We start from the raw sequence: 16809 nt of genomic DNA on the forward strand, positions 1-16809 counted from the left end.
GCGCCCGCGCCCGTGCCCGTGCCCGCGCCCGCGCCCTCGCCCGTGCCCGGCCCCCGGAGGCGTACCGCCGTCCCGCGCCCACGCCCCGCAGATCACGAACGTGACGCTGATCAGCAGGGCCCAGGACGCCCACTTGGACACGGAGACGGGTTCCCAGCCGTGGAGTTGGGACGGGTAGCGCCAGGCGCCCAGGTAGGTGGCGAGGTTCTCCGCCAGCCACAGGAAGAAGCCGACGAGGGTGAAGCCCAGGGCCAGGGGCATCCGGTACCGGGCGGCGCCGACCGTGTAGTGGACCCAGGTGCCCCAGGTCGCGGCGAGCAGCAGGGCGCCGAGGGGCAGACGCAGGTCCGGCAGCCAGTGGTGGCTGAGGAAGTTGACGTACAGGCCGACGGCGAGGGCGGCGGTGGCGCGGGGGCGGTAGCCGGTGAGGGAGAGGGCGAGCAGCCGGTGGGCCCGGCAGACGTAACTGCCCACGGCGGCGTACATGAAGGCCCCGTACAGCGGCACCCCGGCGACCTTGGCCAGGCCGGTCTCGGGGTAGCTCCAGGAGCCGACGCGCACCTTCACGATCTCGAAGGCCAGCCCCAGCACATGGCAGGCGGCGACGACCGCGACCTCCCGGCGGGTCTCCCACTTCAGCAGGTAGCCGGCGCCGGTGAGCAGTACGCCGTAGAGGAGGAGCAGGTCGTAGCGGGCGATGGGGAGGGGCGGGAGGAGCTTGGAGGCGGCCATGCCGCCGAAGAGTGCGACCGCGAAGGCGCAGCAGCGCGCCTGGAGCAGGCCGAAGCGCGTGAGCTGCCGGACGAGTGTCGGTCCCGCTGTCTCCTTGATCCCGTGCATGTGGAGGGAGAGTCGCTGGGAGGGGGAGATGGTTGCGCACCTCGGGGGCAGCCGCTCATCCCTCCCTCCCCAGCGCCTCCCGCACCGCCGTGAGGATCGCCTCCGTGCCCGCGCCCAACGCACGCGCCGCTGCTGTGAAGTCGCGGGCCAAGGTGGTGAGTTGGTCCGGGTCGAAGCGGACCGGTTCGGTGGGGAGGGCGGCGACGCGGGTGCCGGCGCCGCGGCGGGTGCGGATCAGCTCGGCGGCCTCCAGCTCGCGGTAGGCGCGGGCGACCGTGCCGGGGGCGAGGCCGAGGTCGGCGGCGAGCTGGCGTACGGTCGGCAGGCGTTCGCCCTCGGTCAGCCGGCCGGTGAGGATCAGCGCGGCGAGCTGGGCGCGGATCTGCTCGTACGGCGGTACCTGGCTGGTGGTGTCGACGCGGACGGCGGCCTCACTCATCGTCGACAGCCCGGGGGACGACGATGGTGAACACGGACCAGCCGAGGGTGAACAGGCTCACCAGGCCCAGCGGGTAGATCACCAGGGCGGTGACGTTGCCGAGCATTCCGGCACAGCGTGAGTAGAACAGCACCCTGCCGATCATGCCCAGGACGAGCAGCAACTGGCTGGAGACCAGCAGGCCCCAGGCGGCGGTGATCGCCCAACTGCGGTCGTGGCGCTGCTGGTTCTCGCCGGGGCGGTGGGCGATACGGCGCAGCGCCCAGGCGCAGGCGGCGGTGCCGAGGGTGAGGGAGCCGAGGACCGGGGTGGCGTAGTAGAGGCCCGGCCAGGGGGTGAGGTGGCGGGTCAGGCCGACTGCGCAGGTGACGGCGAGTGCCCTGCCGGCATGACCCGCGCGGTCCGCGTCGGCGGCGGCGACCCCGACGACCAGCAGGACGGCGAGGCAGGCCGTCTGGAAGACGAGCAGCGGGGCCATCCGCGGCGGTACGTGGTCCCGGACCCGGCGCGGGGCGAGGGCGGCGGTGCGGACCCTGTCCTGTGGGGCGGGGGTGAGGGAGTCGCCGAGCAGCACCCCGCCCACCGCGCACAGTCCGAAGGCGGTGACGGCGGCCACGAACGGCATGGCCATGTCCTCGCTGTCCATCGTCGCCAGCCCCTGCGCGACCGCCGCCCCGAGCGCCAGCCCGGCCCAGCGGGCACACAGGTCGGCGCGGGCCAGGAGTCTGTCGGGCGTGACGGTGTCGATCATGTCGTCCCCCGGTGGAAATGTGGAAATGCTTGTATCAAGTGATGAGTACAAGATGCCGGGCGGTGGGTTCTTGTGTCAAACCCTTGATACAAGGCGGGTGGAACCCTGGTGCCGGTCCTGGACGTCCTCATGGTGAGAGGGCGTCATCATGGTGAGAGACGGTGAGAGGGAGGGGGGAACGTGATCCGTAAGCGCGTCACCGCGCGGTCCGTGCCGCTGCTCCTCTTCCTCGTTCTCGACGTCCTCCTCCTCGACGCCGGCAGTCTCTCGGCCGCCGTCGCGCTCGCCGCGACCGCCGCCGCCTCCTCCGCGCTCACCGTCTGCGCCCTGGTCGCCTCCCGCAGCGCCCCATCCGTACCGCCCACCCGGGTGCGTACGGCCATCAGGGACCGCGCCCGGCGTACGGCCTTCCTGCCGCAGCGCGACCCGGACGCCTCCGGTCGGCCCCGTCCCCGGGCCCCCGGTCACGCCCTCACGGCGACCGCCGCGTAGGGCACGTCTGTTCGTTCCCCCGTGCCCCGGCGCGGGTCGTCATGCCGCCCTTTTTCGCCCTTTTCGCAGTTCCGGCACGACGAGACCCCGGAGGGCTCCTCACCCATGTCCGTATCCATGTCCGTATCCGTGTCCGTACCCATGTCCGTTTTCGCCACCCTGGTCGAGCGCCTCGCCGACCTGCTCCAGCCGCTGTTCGGCGCGTCCGCCGCGGCTGCCGCGATCGTCCTGTTCACGGCTGTCGTACGACTCCTCGTCCACCCCCTGTCCCGGGCGGCGGCCCGCGGTCAGAAGGCCCGTGCGGCGCTGCAGCCGAGGATCGCCGAGCTGCGGAAGAAGCATGCGCGCAACCCCGAGAAGCTGCAGCGGGCCGTGCTGGAGCTGCACACCGAGGAAAAGGTGTCGCCGCTGTCCGGACTGCTGCCGAGCCTCTGCCAGTTGCCCGCCTTCTTCCTCCTCTACCACCTCTTCTCCAGCTCCTCGATCGGCGGCGAGGCCAACCGCCTGCTCGGTCATCAGCTCCTCGCCGCGCCGCTCGGCGACCGGTGGGCCGACGCGCTGGGCGGCGACGGGCCGTTCGGGGCGGCGGGGCTGGTCTATCTGGGGTTGTTCGCGGTCGTGGCCGCCGTCGCGACGTTCAACTTCCGGCGGGCCAAGCGGGTCCCGCTGCCCGAGACCGGCACCGGCACCGGCATCGGCACCGCCACCGGCCAGGACGTGCCCGGGGTCGCCGCGATCGCCAAGGTCGTGCCGTTCCTGTCCTTCTTCACCCTGGTCACCGTGGCCGTCGTCCCGCTGGCCGCCGCGCTGTACGTGATCACCAGCACGACGTGGAGCGCGGTCGAGCGGGCCGCGCTGTACCGGTGACCCGCGTGAAGGTCCAGTACGTGAACCGGGTATTGCGGAGCGCATCCACAGCTTGGAGGATCGACCAGTCATCCGATGGCTGCACCCGGAGATGGTGAACATGAAGCTGCTGCGAGTCGGTACGGCGGGCGCGGAGCGTCCCGCGCTGCTCGATGCCGACGAAACCCTGCGGGACCTGTCGGGTGTCGTGGACGACATCGACGGCGCGCTGCTCGCCGACGACACCGCGCTCGACCGGATCCGCGCGGCCGCCGAGGCCGGTGAGCTGCCCGTGCTCGACGCGACCGGGCTGCGGATCGGGCCGCCGCTGGGTCGCATCGGCAAGATCGTGTGCATCGGGCTGAACTACCACGACCACGCCCGGGAGACCGGCTCCGAGCCGCCCGCCGAACCCGTCGTCTTCTTCAAGGCGGCGGACACGGTCGTCGGGCCGTACGACACCGTGCTCGTGCCGCGCGGGTCCGCCAAGACCGACTGGGAGGTGGAGCTGGCGGTCGTCATCGGGCGTACGGCCCGCTATCTGGAGTCGGCGGAGGACGGGCTCGCGCATGTCGCCGGGTACGCGGTGGCGCACGACGTGTCCGAGCGGGAGTTCCAGCTCGAGCGGGGCGGGACCTGGGACAAGGGGAAGAACTGCGAGACGTTCAATCCGCTGGGGCCCTGGCTGGTGACCGCCGATGAGGTGGGCGATCCGCAGGAGTTGTCGCTTCGGTTGTGGGTCAACGGGGAGTTGAAGCAGGACGGGACCACGGCCGAGCAGATCTTTCCCGTGGGGGAGGTCGTGCGGTACGTGAGTCGGTTCATGACGCTTTATCCCGGGGATGTGATCAATACGGGGACGCCGGCGGGGGTTGCGCTGGGGGCGCCTGAGCCGAAGCCGTTCTTGCGGGCTGGGGATGTGGTGGAGCTGGAGATCTCCGGGTTGGGGAGGCAGCGGCAGGAGTTCAAGGACGCCTGAGGGCTGTTTCTGATGCGGCCCTGCCATGACGGTACTCGTGGATCCTGGGTTCGTTGCGCGCGCCCGTCAGCCGTGCTTGGCTCGCCCGATGGACTTTCTGTTGACGGCGAGTGGCCTGCGCAACGAGACGTTGCGGGATGCGCTGCGAGACATGCTGGGAAAGCCGTTCGGATCGGCGAACGTCGTGTTCGTTCCCACGGCATCAGTCGCCGAGCCCGGGGACCACGGGTGGGTCGTCGCGGACATGAACCGGCTGCACGGCCTCGGCTGGCGGGAGTTCGACGTCCTGGAGCTGAACGGCCTGCCCCGGCAGATGGTGCTCGACCGGCTGCTCAACGCCGACGTCATCTATGTCGAGGGCGGCAGCCACTACCACCTCGCGCGCAGCATCACCGGCAACCGCCTGGCCGACGGCTTCCTGGAGGCGCTGGAGAACCGGGTCTATGTGGGGGTCAGCGCCGGCTCAATGATCTTCAGCCGTCATCTCACCGCACACTCCGCCGACGTCATCGGGGACACCACGGACCTCCACGTGCTCGGCGCGACGACCGTGGAGCCGCCGTTCGGCCTCTTCGACTGGTATCTCAAGCCCCACCTGTACTCGCCGGATTTCCCCGAGCGGGACGACGCCTGGGCCGATCGCATCGCTGCGCGGGCGGACTTCCCGATCTACTTCATCGACGACGAGACGGCCGTTCGCGTCAGGGACGGCAAGGTGGACGTCGTTTCTGAAGGCCGGTGGCGGTTCCATCCGTGACTTGGGGGCGGGCCCGTCGGCACTGCCGCGACCAGGAGTGTGGGGCGCGGGTGTACGGCGTGTGCGGGCCCGATGTGGTTGCTCGCGCAGTTCCCCGCGCCCCCAAGAAGGCGTCTCTTCTACAGGTACTTTTCCAGGAACCGTTCCAGGGCCTCCACCACGAACCTGTGGTCCTCCAGTTGGGGCAGGCCGGAGACCGTTACCGCGCCCACCACGCCCACTCCCTCCACGTTGATCGGGAAGGAGCCGCCGTGGGCCGCGTACTCGTCCTGGTTCAGGCGGGAGGACTCCTCGAAGGTCGTTCCACGGGAGCGGTAGCGGGTGCCGATCAGGTAGGAGGAGGCGCCGAAGCGTTCCACCACGCGGCGTTTGCGGGTGATCCAGGCGTCGTTGTCGGGGGTGGAGCCGGGCAGGGCCGCGTGGAACAACTGCTGGCCGGCGCGGTGGATGTCGATCGCCACCGGGGCCTCGCGCTCGCGGGCCATGTCCACCAGGAGCGAGCCGAGCGCCCATGCGTCCTCGTGGGTGAACTGGCGGAAGACCAGCCGACGTTCCTGGGCCTGGAGCTCCTCCAGGGTCGGGGTGATCTCCGGGGTGAACTTCGGGGTCAGCTCGTGGGTGCCCATTACAGCGTCACCACCACTCCGTCTCGTGCCGAACGGCGGGCCGCCTCCAGTACGTCGAGGGCGGCGGCCGCCTCGACGGCGGTCACCGGGTTCGGGCCGCCGTCGATCAGTGCCTTGGCCACCGCAGCGTAGTAGGCGGGGTAGTCGCCGGGGAGGGTCCGTACGGGTCGTCCGCCGCCCGTCAGGGGGGACTCGCCGGAGCCGATGCGGCCCCACAGCTCCTCGGGTTCCTCGCCCCAGCCGGCGGGCCCGGGGCGCTCGCCCTCGCGCAGGGCCGCCTCCTGCGGGTCCAGGCCGTACTTCACATAGCCTGCCGTCGAGCCCAGCACCCGGAAACGCGGGCCGAGTTGGGGGGTGGTGGCGGAGACGTGGAGGTGGGAGCGGACCCCGCTCGTGTGGGTGAGCGCGATGAACGTGTCGTCGTCGGTCTCCGCGCCCGGGCGGCGGACGTCCACCTCGGCGTACACGGAGGCGGCGGGCCCGAACAACACCAGTGCCTGGTCGACGACATGGCTGCCGAGGTCGTACAGCAGACCTCCGATCTCTGCGGGGTCGCCGGACTCCCGCCAGCCGCCCTTCGGCTGCGGCCGCCACCGTTCGAAGCGTGACTCGAAACGTCGTACGTCACCCAGCTCGCCCTCGGCCAGCAGCGCGCGCAGGGTCAGGAAGTCGTTGTCCCAGCGGCGGTTCTGGAAGACGGAGAGGAGCAGGCCGCGCTCGTCGGCGAGGGCTGCCAGCTCGCGCGCCTCGGCGGCGGTGCCGGCGACCGGCTTGTCGACGACGACCGGGAGGCCCGCCTTCAGGGCGGCGGTCGCCAGGGGGACGTGCGTGCGGTTCGGGGACGCGACGACGACCAGGTCCAGCTCGTCGGCGCGGGTGAGGAGGTCCTCGGCGGTGGCGGCGAGCCGTACGTCCGGGAACTCGGCGCGGGCCTGGTCCTGACGCTCCGGGTTCGAGGTGACCACCGTGTCCAGGGCGAGGCCCTCGGTGGCGGCGATCAGCGGGGCGTGGAAGACCGAGCCCGCGAGGCCGTAGCCGATCAGGCCCACGCGCAGGGGGGTCTCGCCTGTCTTGCGTCCAGTCATGAGGCCCACTTTCGCAACGCTGTTGCCAAAGTGCAAGCAGGGGGGAGAATGGAAGACGTGAACGGGACGAACGGAAGCGGGCGCACGAACGGCGTGAACCTGCCGGACCTGCGCAACCACAACGCCGCGCTGGTGCTGGACCTGCTGCGGACGGCCGGCCGCGACGGCATCAGCAGGCTGGAGCTCGCCGACCGCACCGGACTCACCCCGCAGGCCGTCAGCAAGATCACCGCACGGCTGCGGGAGGAGGGCTTCGCGGCGGAGGCCGGTCAACGTGCCTCGACCGGGGGCAAGCCGCGCACCCTGCTGCGACTGGTCCCCGACGCCGGGCACGCCGTCGGCGTCCATCTGGACCGCGACGAGCTGCGGGCCGTGCTGGCCGATCTCGACGGCAGTGCGGTGGCCGAGCGGCGGCTGCCGCTGGACCTGGGGGGCGGCGCCGAGGCGGTCCTGGATGCGGTGGTGCGGGAGGCCGAGGAGCTGGGGCACATCGTCGGCGGTTCCCTGCTGGGGGTCGGTGTCGCGCTGCCCGGGCCGCTCGACCACGTCCACGGCGTACTCCACCGCGTCACCGGCTTCCCCGAGTGGGACGGCTTTCCCCTGCGTGACGCCCTCGCCGAGCGCCTCGGCGTGCCGGTCGTCGTCGACAAGGACACCAACGCCGCCGCCCTCGGACTCGCCGTCGGCGGCGAGCACGGCTCCTTCGCCTACCTCCACCTCGGTACGGGCCTCGGGGCCGGGCTGGTGATCGGCGGGACCGTGCACCGGGGGCTGCGCACCGGCGCGGGCGAGTTCGGACACCAGGTCATCCAGATGGACGGACTGCACTGCTGGTGCGGCAACCGGGGCTGCGTCGAGGCGCTGTGCCTCGCGGCCATCGGCAAGGGCGACGTGAGCGAGGCCGCCCGGGTGCTCGGCGAGGGCGCCGCCAACCTCGTGGGGCTGCTCGACATCGACCTCATCCTGCTGGGCGGCCGTACGGTCACGGCGGCACCGGGGCCGTTCGTCCGCGGGGTCACCTCGGTGCTTGCCGACCGTGCCCGGCGCGAGGGGGCACCGGAGGGTGCCGTACCGGTACGGCTCGCCCCGGGCGGGGACCGCGTGGTCGCCGACGGCGCGGCCCAGCTGCTGCTCGCGCCGGTGTTCGGACGGGGGGACGGCTGAGGGGGTCGGCTGAGGAGGCCGGCTGAGGAGGCCGGCTGAGGGAGCCGGCTGACTCCCGTTGCACCGCAGGGGTGAAAAGTCCGCACATCGTACGGTCGTACGGTCGTGTCGCCGCTCTCCGCCCCGTTCCGTCGGGCAGGCTCACATGACCATGCGAGTGTCCACGCCCGATGTCCTCCGCCGTGCCGCGACCGCCGCCGCCGTCACCTCCGCCGCGGCCGCCGCCGTTCTCGGCGTGCCCGCGTACGCCGTTCCCGCGCACGCCGAGAGCGGCTCGCCCTGCGCCGGTTCCGACGCCGCCGCGTTCCCCCTCACCACCCGGCTGCACGGCGGCCCGGACTCCTACCGTGCCGGCGGCGGCTACGGGTCCTGGTACCTCGACCTCACCAACACCACCGACCGCACCTGCGCGGGGATCCACCCGGTCGTCGTCCTCGTCGACACCGGGCGCACCCTGAAGCCCGGCCAGCCGCACCTCGACTTCTACGCGGGCGCGGACGGGGACGGGAACGCGGATGGGAACGGGGGCGGGAACGGGAACGGGAACGGGGACGGTCGGCCGCATCCCGTGCGCTTCGAGACGACCGACGAGGACGAACTGGTCGGAGCCTTCACCGACGGCCCCGAGGGGGAGGCCGGCGCCTTCCCCGGCTTCACGATCGCCCCGCACCGGACCCTCACCGTCAAGGTGCGCCTCGCGCTCACCTCGGACACCGCGCCCGGCGACATCACCGCCAACGCGGCGCTCGTCCAGCGGCACGGCGACGACGGCGACTGGATCGGGCAGTCGAACGACTACCGGTTCGCCGTCGAGACCACCGAGCCCCGCCCGACCGCCCCCGCGACGGAGACCCCCACCGAGGCCGGTACCGCGACCGAGACCGCACCCGAGACCGCACCCGAGACCACCTCCGACGCGTCCTCCTCCCCTCGCTCCTCCGGCGCCCCCTCCCTCGCCGACGAGGCCGCCGAACTCGCCCGCAGCGGCCTCGGCTCCACCGCCGCCCTCCTCACCGCCACCGCCTGCTTCGTCGCCGCCGGCATCGCTCTGCTGCTCGCCCGCCGCCGCAACTGAGCCGGTCCCGTCCCAGCCCGTGGACGTCCCGATTCCGGGCATTCCCTCAAGATCGGGCGTGTGATTAGGCTGGGGCGCACGCAGCACCGCGTGCACCGGCACAGGCGTGTACGCGGCACCGCACCGCGTACACGCTGTACACGCTCAGTACGGCGCACGGCGCACGGCGTACGGCAGGAGATCCCGCACATGGCAGAACGCAGGCCCATCGAGTCGTGGCTCACCGACATGGACGGTGTGCTCATCCACGAGGGCGTCCCGATCCCCGGAGCCGACGCCTTCCTGAAGAAGCTGCGCGAGTCCGGCAGGCCGTTCCTGGTCCTGACCAACAACTCGATCTACACGCCGCGCGATCTGCACGCCCGTCTGCAGCGCATGGGCCTGGACGTGCCCATCGACAACATCTGGACCTCGGCCCTGGCCACCGCCCAGTTCCTGGACGACCAGCGGCCCGGCGGCACGGCGTACGTCATCGGCGAGGCCGGCCTCACCACCGCCCTGCACGACATCGGCTACATCCTCACCGACCACGAGCCCGACTACGTCGTCCTCGGCGAGACCCGCACGTACTCGTTCGAGGCGATGACCAAGGCTGTCCGGCTGATCAACGACGGCTCCCGGTTCATCTGCACCAACCCCGACGAGACCGGTCCCTCCACCGAGGGCCCCCTCCCGGCCACCGGGGCCGTCGCCGCGCTGATCACCAAGGCGACCGGCAAGCAGCCGTACTTCGCGGGCAAGCCCAACCCGCTGATGATGCGCACCGGTCTGAACGCGATCGGCGCCCACTCCGAGACCAGCGCGATGATCGGCGACCGCATGGACACCGACGTGCTGGCCGGCATGGAGGCCGGGATGCAGACCTTCCTGGTGCTCACCGGTCTGACCCGGCCCGAGCAGGTGGAGAACTTCCCGTACCGCCCCTCGAAGGTCGTCGACTCGATCGCGGACCTGGTCGACCGGATCTGAGACACGGTTCTGCGACGCCGCACCGGAAACGCCGGATCTGAAACCCGGTCGGCGTCCGAACACACCCGTACGGAGCAATGAGACCCCGCCAGAGGATGCGGATCGGGTCTCGGCGGGGGAGTCTCCAGATAGCTGGAGGTTCACGATGAGTTCACTGAAAGTCACTCTCTGTGCGGGCGTCGCGGCCGCTGCCGCGGTGCTCCTCCCCACGGCCCACGCGTTCGCCGCGGACGGCGGAGGCGGCAGCGTCTCCGTGACGCCCGAGACCCCCACGCCCGGCTCCGAGGTCGTCCTGAAGGTCAGCGGCTGCGGCGGGAAGACCGCCACCGCGGCCTCGGCCGCCTTCGTCGCGGACGCCCGGCTCGTCGGCACGGGCGGCACCCTCGTCGGCGAGACCCAGGTCCGCACCTCGATCACGGCCGGCGCCTACGACGTGAAGATCACCTGCGTCGACTTCCAGGTGAAGGGCCGGATCACGATCGTCGCGTCGGCGCCGTCGCACGCGCCGTCGCAGCCGTCGGTCCCCGGCGACACCCCCGCTTCTCCGATCGCCCCCGTGCGCGCGGGCGGCGGCGGTACCGCACCGCTCGCCGCAGCCGACGAGGCCCGCGTCGAGGGCCCCGGTACGGCGCAGACGGTCACCGGGCTGGTGCTGGCGGGCGTGGCCGCGGCCGTCGTGGCGTACCGGGGTACCCGTGGTGCCGCCCGCGGTGCCCGGGCCGCGCGTGGCGCCCGCCGGGGTCGCGGGGCGGGCTGAACGATGTCCGACCCCGAACGCTCCTCCGGCCGCCTCGTCACCGGGGTGGCCTGGGCGGTGCTGCTGCTCGGGCTGTGGCTGTGGGGGCGCGAGGTGACCGACGTACGGCCGGGGGCGTCCGCGCCGACCACGGGTGACGTGGCCGCCGTGGGCCGCCCGGCTGCCGCCGACCTGCCCCCCGCCGCCGAGCCGCTCACGGCCGCGCTGCCCCAGCGCATCGACATCCCCGGACTGGGCGTCCAGGCACCGGTCGTCGCCCGCGGTCTGGACGCCCAGGGCGGGATCGACCCGCCGCCGTTCGACCAGGCGGGCGTCGTCGGCTGGTACGCGGCCGGCGCGAAACCCGGCGCCAAGGGCACCGCCCTGATGGTCGGGCACGTCGACACCGAGACCCGCCCCGCCGTGTTCTACAAGCTCAGCACCATGCGGGCGGGCGAGACGATCCGGGTGGTCCGCGACGACGGCAGGGTCGCCGAGTTCACCGTCGACGACGTCGAGGTCGTCCAGCGCGCCGACTTCGACGCCCGCCAGGCCTATGGCACCCGGCGGGCGGACCGCGCCGAACTCCGTCTGATCACCTGCGGCGGCACCTTCGACCGGGTGAGCCGCGGCTACACGGCGAACGTGATCGTGTCGGCGTACCTGACGGGCCGCACCTGACCGCAACGCCGAGGGGGATCCGCATGTACGTCAGGAGGGGGGCCGCCGCCCGGCCGGCCGCCGCCCTGCTGGGCGCGGCGCTGCTGCTCACGGGCTGCTCGCCGTCGCCCGACCCCGCGGACGCCGCCGACCCCTTCTGGGTTCATGCCTCCTTCTGGGTCGACCCGGACAGCTCGGCCGCCCATCAGCTCGCGGCGTACGAGAGCGAGGGTGAGGGTGAGGGTGAGGGCGGGAGTGATGGCGAGGGCGAGGAGACCAAGGCGGCCGCGATCCGGGAGATCGCCGAGCGCCCGACCGGGCAGTGGCTCGGCGGGGAGAACCCGGAGGCGGAGGCCCGCCGCGTCACCGAGGCCGCCGAGTGGGCGGGCCGCACCCCGCTGCTCGTCCTCTACAACATCCCGCACCGCGACTGTGGCCAGTACTCCCGGGGCGGCGCGGCCGACGGCGCCGCCTACCGCGCCTGGATCGCCGCGGTGGCCCGGGGCATCGCCGACCGCCCGGCGTTCGTCGTGCTGGAACCCGACGCGCTCCTCCATCTGGTCGACGGCTGCACCCCGGCCGCCCTGCACGAGGAGCGCTACGACCTCCTGGACGGCGCGGTCACCACCCTCAAGTCCCTGCCCCACACCAAGGTCTACCTGGACGCGGGCAACGCGGGCCGGGACCGGACCGGCGAGATCGACCGGGCGCTGCTGCGGGCGGGCGTGGGTCGTGCCGACGGCTTCGCGGTCAACGTCTCCAACTTCTACTCCACCGAGGACTCCCTGGCGTACGGCAAGCGGCTCTCCGCGAGGGTCGGCGGCAAGCACTTCGTGATCGACACCAGCCGCAACGGCAACGGTCCCTACCGTGAGGGCGACCCGGCGAAACGCTGGTGCAACCCCCCGGGCCGAGCCCTGGGGACTCCTCCGACCACTGACACGGCCGACCCCCTCGCGGACGCCTACCTGTGGGTGAAGCACCCGGGGGAGTCGGACGGGGAGTGCAGGGGAGGCCCGAGGGCGGGGGAGTGGTGGCCGGAGTACGCGCTGGGTCTCACGCGGTGATCACAGCACTGCGCACCGGTTCACTCACGCATGCGAAAGGCCCCCCGCTTCCGCGAGGGGCCTCTGCCGTCTGTGCGCCGCCAGGGACTCGAACCCCGGACCCGCTGATTAAGAGTCAGCTGCTCTAACCAACTGAGCTAGCGGCGCCTGCTGACGTCGTAACTCTACAGGACGCCGAGGGGTGCCTTTGACCACCGGAACCCCGGCCCTTCCCGGTCGCGCCCGGCCGCTCTCCACTCCGGGCCGGTGTACATCATTCGGACCGTCAGCATGCGCGTCGGGACGACAGTTGAGAAACTGGCGAACGTGCACAGCCGCGGACATTTCCACCTGGGTGTGAGGGGAATCGCATGGAGACTCCGGTATTCGAGGAATTCGATCCCGCGAGTGACTGCGACTGCCCCGGATGCACGCACTGGCGGCGGGTGAATCCCTATTCCCCCGCGTGGGGGGCGTCCCGGTTCGGCGGTCATCCGGCCGCCCGGCGGGCCCTGGTCGTCGCCACCGCGGCGGCCGCCACACTCGGCGCCGGTCACGCCGTACCCGCCCTCGCCGCCCCGCAGGCCCCCGGTCGGCCGGGCGTTCCCGCAGGTGACGAGCCCCAGACCCCGCAGGGCGGCAAGGCGCCGCTGCACGGTCCGGGCGGGCGGCCCGCGCAGCCGACGGCCGGCGTGGGAGTTCCGGCGACGACCCGTGCGGAGATCATCCGGCGGGCCGGGGAATGGGCCGCGGCCCGGGTGCCGTACAGCATGAGTTCCTACTGGTCCGACGGTTACCGGCAGGACTGCTCGGGCTTCGTCTCGATGGCCTGGCAGCTGCCCGGAAACGAATGGACGGGCACTCTCGGCCAGTACGGGACGCGTATTTCCAAGGAGGAACTCCAGCCCGGCGACATTCTTCTCTTCCACAATCCCGCCGACCCCCAGAATGGTTCGCACGTCGTCATTTTCGGCGGCTGGACGGACTACACCCACACCTACTACATCGCCTACGAGCAGACCCGTCCGACCGCCCGCCGCCAGGCAACCCCGTACGCCTACTGGAGCCATGCGGACCGCTATGTCCCGTACCGCTACAAGGGCCTCGTGGCGGGCTCGGGTGCGGGCTCGGGTGCGGGTGCGTCCGGGGGCGCCGCGCCGGTGGCCCCCTACCCGGGCCCGTCGTCCTTCGGCCCCGGCGCGAACAACCCGTACGTCACCCAGCTGGGCCGGCACCTCGTGGCACGCGGCGGGGCCCGCTTCTACACCTCGGGGCCGGGCCCCCGCTGGTCGGGGGCCGACCGCCGGGCCACCCAGGCCTTCCAGCAGGCCCAGGGCTGGCGCGGCGCCAACGCGGACGGGCTGCCCGGCCCGCAGACCTGGCGCCTGCTGGTCACGGGGCGGGGGCGGGGCATCGCGCCCACCGCACCATCCCCCGCGACCGGCGCGGCGGGCCCGCCCGCTCCCTCCGCGCCGCGCGTCCCGGCCTTCCCCGGCCGGGGCGTGTTCCGGCCCGGAGCCCACAACACGTATGTCACCCAGCTGGGGAGACAGCTGGTGAAGAAAGGGTTCGGCAAGTACTACGCACAGGGTCCGGGGCCGCGCTGGGGAGAGGCCGACCGGCGTGCCGTCGAGGCGTTCCAGCGCACCCAGGGCTGGCGCGGCGGCGCGGCGGACGGCCACCCGGGGCCGGAGACCTGGCGGCGGCTGTTCTCGTAGGCGTGCGCGGGCGCCGCCGCCTCGCAGGCCTTCTTGTGGGCCCGTGGGGTCAGTTGGGGGGCGTCCGCTCACTGTCATGGCGTATCTGGCGCGGAGGCTGGAGGCACGCATTGCACACGACCACTTCACACACCCCCGAGCCGGAGCCCTCCTCGGACCCGGCCGCACCGGCGCAGTCGGAGCAGGCGCTCGCGAAGCCGCCCGCGAAGCCGCCCGCGAAGTCGCCCGAGAAGGTCCCCGAGAAGGGTGAGGGCGCCGAGGTCGTGCCGGGGCGGCCGGGGCGGCTCATCCAGAACGAGGCGACCACGGAGATCCCCGTGCATCTGCTGTTCCGGGACGAGGTCGAGCCGCGGTCGGTCGCGGTGGGGCCCGCCGTGGTGGGGACCCGGAGCGGGGAGCCGCCGAGGCTGCGGCGGCCGATGGCGGCGAAGGCGCGGCCGCAGGCCGAGGTCGACCCGGCCCTGGTGGAGCGGGCCGCGCGGGTGCTGCCCGGAGCGGCCGGGGTGTTCACCGGTGTCTGCGGGACGGCCGGGTGTGTGGCCACCTCCTGGTGGGCCGGGGTGCTGCCGCCGCTGGTGGAGGAGGCGCTGCGGCTGCCCGCGTGGACGGGCGCCGGGCTCGGTCCGGCGCAGTGGGCGGCGTACGCGGGGGCGGGGGTCCTGGGGCTGTTCGGGTTCGGGGGGCTGGCGCGGGGGCGGACCGGGCGGGCCTGGGTGCTCGGTCTGTTCGGGCGCTACCGGGGGACGGTCCGCCGTACCGGTCTGCTGTGGGTCAACCCGCTGCTGCTGCGCCGCCAGGTCGACGTACGGCTGCGGCACTGGCGCAGTGAGCCGCTGCCGGCGGCCGACGGCAGCGGGGTCGCGCTGCGGGTGGTGGTCCTCGTGGTGTGGCGGGTGCGGGACACCGCGCGGGCCACGCTGGGCGTCGAGGACCACGAGACGTATCTGCGGGAGTGCGTCGAGGCGGCCCTGGCGCGGATCCCGGTGGAGCCGCCGGGCTCGGGCCGGGGGTCGGTCGAGGCCGCGGGGGAGGCGCTGACCCGGCGGGTCGCGCGGGACGCGGGCGCGATCGGCGTGGAGGTGTTCTCGGTGCAGCCGCTGCGGATCGAGTACGCCCCGGAAGTCGCCGCCGCGATGCACCGGCGCCGGATCGCCGCGCTCGACGCCCAGCACCGGGCGACCGTGCTGACCTCGGTGGTCGACTCGGTGGAGGACACGGTGACCCGGCTGACCATGCGGGGCCTGGTGGAGCTCGACGACTACGAGCGCAAGGCGCTGGTGAAGGATCTGACGGTGGCGTTCTGCGCGGGGCGCGGGGAACAGGGGCCCTGAGATCCCTGCGATCGTTGAGATCCCCGCGGTCCCTGCTATCCCTGCGATCCCCTGAAATCCGCCCCCACGATTGGTATGGACATGTTCAACGAACGGCAATAGCCTCGAACTTGGTCTAGACCTGCACGGCTCGGCTCAGTGAACTCCCCACGTTCTCCAGGAGCGGCAGCATGCGCAAAAAGACCAAGCTGTACGCCGCCGTGGTGGGACTCGCCACCACCGGAGCCCTCGTGCTCTCGTCCGGCGGCGCCAGCGGCCACGGCTACACCGACCTGCCCATCAGCCGGCAGAAGCTCTGTCAGAACGGCACGGTCACGAACTGCGGCGACATCCAGTGGGAGCCGCAGAGCGTCGAAGGTCCGAAGGGCTTCCCGGGCTCAGGGGCGGCAGACGGATCGATCTGTTCCGCGAACAACACCCGCTTCGCCCAGCTCGACGGCCCGAAGACCCCCTCGGGTGGGGCGTGGCCGACCACGAAGGTGACCGGCGGTCAGAGCTACACCTTCCGCTGGCAGTTCACCGCGATGCACGCCACGACCGACTTCAAGTACTACGTCACCAAGCAGGGCTGGAACCAGAACCACAACCTGGCCCGCTCCGACCTCAACCTCACCCCGTTCCTCACCGTCCCCTACAACAACCAGCGTCCGCCCGCCACCCTCTCCCACAGCGGCACGCTCCCGTCGGGTCTGTCCGGACACCATGTGATCCTCGCCGTCTGGACGATCGCCGACACGGGCAACGCCTTCTACGCCTGTTCCGACGTCACCTTCTGAGGCACCGTCGGATAGGGTCCCCGGGTCCGCGTGCGTCATCACCGGCGCACGCGGGGTCGGGTCCTGGCATCGACGTACGGGGGTGGGGCCGCATGGAGGCCGTCAACATAGTCTTCGTTCTGCTCATCGTCGGCTTCCTCGCCGTGGCTTACACGATCGTGCGCCGTACGCGGCAGCGGCGGGCGGCCTGGGAGAGCGGGCTGACCGCGCAGGCCCGCGTGGTGCGGCAGTGGCGGACCACGCAGATGGTCAACAACGTGCCCCGCACGACGCAATGGCACGAGTACAACTACACCACCGCCGACGGCCGCGCCGTCGTGTTCAAGGAGGGCGGCGGCCCGCACACCCGCGCCGTCGGCGACGAGACCCTCGTCTACTACACGGCCGAGGACCCGGAGCACGCCACGGCGGTCGCACCGCAGCCGGGCAAGGACACGGCGTCCATGGTCTTCGCCCTGGTCCTCTTCGGCGCCGGCATCGTCCTGTTGATCAAACTGATCGTGACCGGTCCCTGAGCCC

18 protein-coding genes, 1 tRNA gene and 1 pseudogene are annotated in these 16809 nt (G+C 72.3%); 14 read left to right on the forward strand and 6 right to left on the reverse strand.

Features of this window, described 5'->3' with window-relative positions; all coding sequences use genetic code 11:
* Positions 1–108: 108 nt before the first annotated feature.
* The 3 genes and pseudogenes from ACLZN2_RS31230 to ACLZN2_RS31240 form a co-directional block, all read right to left on the reverse strand.
* Positions 109–840: pseudogene (locus tag ACLZN2_RS31230) on the reverse strand (DUF817 domain-containing protein); the annotation flags it as partial.
* Positions 841–895: 55 nt separating this feature from the next.
* On the reverse strand, positions 896–1279 hold the full coding sequence (locus ACLZN2_RS31235; protein ID WP_416982753.1) for a GntR family transcriptional regulator: 384 nt from the start codon (positions 1277–1279) through the stop codon (positions 896–898).
* Positions 1272–2030: a hypothetical protein gene (locus ACLZN2_RS31240; protein ID WP_416982754.1), complete on the reverse strand. Its 759-nt coding sequence runs from the start codon at positions 2028–2030 to the stop codon at positions 1272–1274. Before ACLZN2_RS31240 ends, ACLZN2_RS31235 begins: the two co-directional genes overlap by 8 nt.
* 180 nt (positions 2031–2210) lie before the next feature.
* On the opposite strand from ACLZN2_RS31240, the gene ACLZN2_RS31245 reads away from it, so the two are divergent.
* From ACLZN2_RS31245 to ACLZN2_RS31260, 4 genes are all read left to right on the forward strand, one after another.
* The gene (locus ACLZN2_RS31245) at positions 2211–2522 is read left to right on the forward strand and encodes a DUF6412 domain-containing protein (protein ID WP_416982755.1); all 312 of its coding nucleotides are present in this window, start codon (positions 2211–2213) and stop codon (positions 2520–2522) included.
* Positions 2523–2663: 141 nt separating this feature from the next.
* The gene (locus ACLZN2_RS31250) at positions 2664–3389 is read left to right on the forward strand and encodes a YidC/Oxa1 family membrane protein insertase (protein WP_416982863.1); all 726 of its coding nucleotides are present in this window, start codon (positions 2664–2666) and stop codon (positions 3387–3389) included.
* A gap of 100 nt (positions 3390–3489) precedes the next feature.
* On the forward strand, positions 3490–4347 hold the full coding sequence (locus tag ACLZN2_RS31255; RefSeq protein ID WP_416982756.1) for a fumarylacetoacetate hydrolase family protein: 858 nt from the start codon (positions 3490–3492) through the stop codon (positions 4345–4347).
* An 88-nt stretch (positions 4348–4435) separates the two neighbouring features.
* The gene (locus ACLZN2_RS31260; RefSeq protein ID WP_416982864.1) at positions 4436–5104 is read left to right on the forward strand and encodes a Type 1 glutamine amidotransferase-like domain-containing protein; all 669 of its coding nucleotides are present in this window, start codon (positions 4436–4438) and stop codon (positions 5102–5104) included.
* A gap of 119 nt (positions 5105–5223) precedes the next feature.
* Here the strand turns inward: ACLZN2_RS31260 and ACLZN2_RS31265 are convergent, their stop codons facing one another.
* Positions 5224–5730, reverse strand: coding sequence for a heme-degrading domain-containing protein (locus tag ACLZN2_RS31265; RefSeq protein ID WP_416982757.1), 507 nt, complete (start codon positions 5728–5730; stop codon positions 5224–5226).
* Positions 5730–6815 (reverse strand): Gfo/Idh/MocA family oxidoreductase, encoded by a 1086-nt coding sequence (locus tag ACLZN2_RS31270; protein ID WP_416982758.1) that lies wholly within the window; start codon positions 6813–6815, stop codon positions 5730–5732. The genes ACLZN2_RS31265 and ACLZN2_RS31270 overlap by 1 nt, the downstream gene beginning before the upstream one ends.
* 48 nt (positions 6816–6863) lie before the next feature.
* On the opposite strand from ACLZN2_RS31270, the gene ACLZN2_RS31275 reads away from it, so the two are divergent.
* The 6 genes from ACLZN2_RS31275 to ACLZN2_RS31300 all read left to right on the forward strand — a co-directional run bounded on the left by ACLZN2_RS31275 (position 6864) and on the right by ACLZN2_RS31300 (position 12486).
* Positions 6864–7979 (forward strand): ROK family transcriptional regulator, encoded by a 1116-nt coding sequence (locus ACLZN2_RS31275; RefSeq protein WP_416982759.1) that lies wholly within the window; start codon positions 6864–6866, stop codon positions 7977–7979.
* 145 nt (positions 7980–8124) lie between these two features.
* A complete protein-coding gene (locus ACLZN2_RS31280; RefSeq protein ID WP_416982760.1) occupies positions 8125–9054 on the forward strand; it encodes a hypothetical protein in 930 nt (309 codons plus the stop codon).
* Positions 9055–9243: 189 nt separating this feature from the next.
* The gene (locus ACLZN2_RS31285) at positions 9244–10023 is read left to right on the forward strand and encodes an HAD-IIA family hydrolase (protein WP_416982761.1); all 780 of its coding nucleotides are present in this window, start codon (positions 9244–9246) and stop codon (positions 10021–10023) included.
* Between the two features lie 145 nt (positions 10024–10168).
* A complete protein-coding gene (locus ACLZN2_RS31290; protein ID WP_416982762.1) occupies positions 10169–10780 on the forward strand; it encodes a hypothetical protein in 612 nt (203 codons plus the stop codon).
* A 3-nt stretch (positions 10781–10783) separates the two neighbouring features.
* On the forward strand, positions 10784–11440 hold the full coding sequence (locus tag ACLZN2_RS31295) for a class F sortase (protein ID WP_416982763.1): 657 nt from the start codon (positions 10784–10786) through the stop codon (positions 11438–11440).
* A gap of 23 nt (positions 11441–11463) precedes the next feature.
* On the forward strand, positions 11464–12486 hold the full coding sequence (locus tag ACLZN2_RS31300) for a glycoside hydrolase family 6 protein (protein ID WP_416982764.1): 1023 nt from the start codon (positions 11464–11466) through the stop codon (positions 12484–12486).
* A 73-nt stretch (positions 12487–12559) separates the two neighbouring features.
* On the opposite strand, the gene ACLZN2_RS31305 is transcribed toward ACLZN2_RS31300, so the two are convergent.
* A tRNA-Lys gene (locus tag ACLZN2_RS31305) sits at positions 12560–12633 on the reverse strand.
* A 203-nt stretch (positions 12634–12836) separates the two neighbouring features.
* Here ACLZN2_RS31305 and ACLZN2_RS31310 point away from each other — a divergent pair.
* From ACLZN2_RS31310 to ACLZN2_RS31325, 4 genes are all read left to right on the forward strand, one after another.
* Positions 12837–14183 (forward strand): peptidoglycan-binding protein, encoded by a 1347-nt coding sequence (locus tag ACLZN2_RS31310; protein WP_416982765.1) that lies wholly within the window; start codon positions 12837–12839, stop codon positions 14181–14183.
* Positions 14184–14446: 263 nt separating this feature from the next.
* Complete coding sequence (locus ACLZN2_RS31315; RefSeq protein ID WP_416982865.1) at positions 14447–15514, forward strand: SPFH domain-containing protein; 1068 nt, start codon at positions 14447–14449, stop codon at positions 15512–15514.
* A 170-nt stretch (positions 15515–15684) separates the two neighbouring features.
* A complete protein-coding gene (locus ACLZN2_RS31320; protein ID WP_416982766.1) occupies positions 15685–16290 on the forward strand; it encodes a lytic polysaccharide monooxygenase auxiliary activity family 9 protein in 606 nt (201 codons plus the stop codon).
* A gap of 92 nt (positions 16291–16382) precedes the next feature.
* Positions 16383–16805 (forward strand): DUF3592 domain-containing protein, encoded by a 423-nt coding sequence (locus tag ACLZN2_RS31325; RefSeq protein WP_416982767.1) that lies wholly within the window; start codon positions 16383–16385, stop codon positions 16803–16805.
* Positions 16806–16809 lie beyond the last annotated feature (4 nt).

The organism is Streptomyces sp. T028, from assembly GCF_048159505.1.
Classification (GTDB): Bacteria; Actinomycetota; Actinomycetes; order Streptomycetales; family Streptomycetaceae; genus Streptomyces.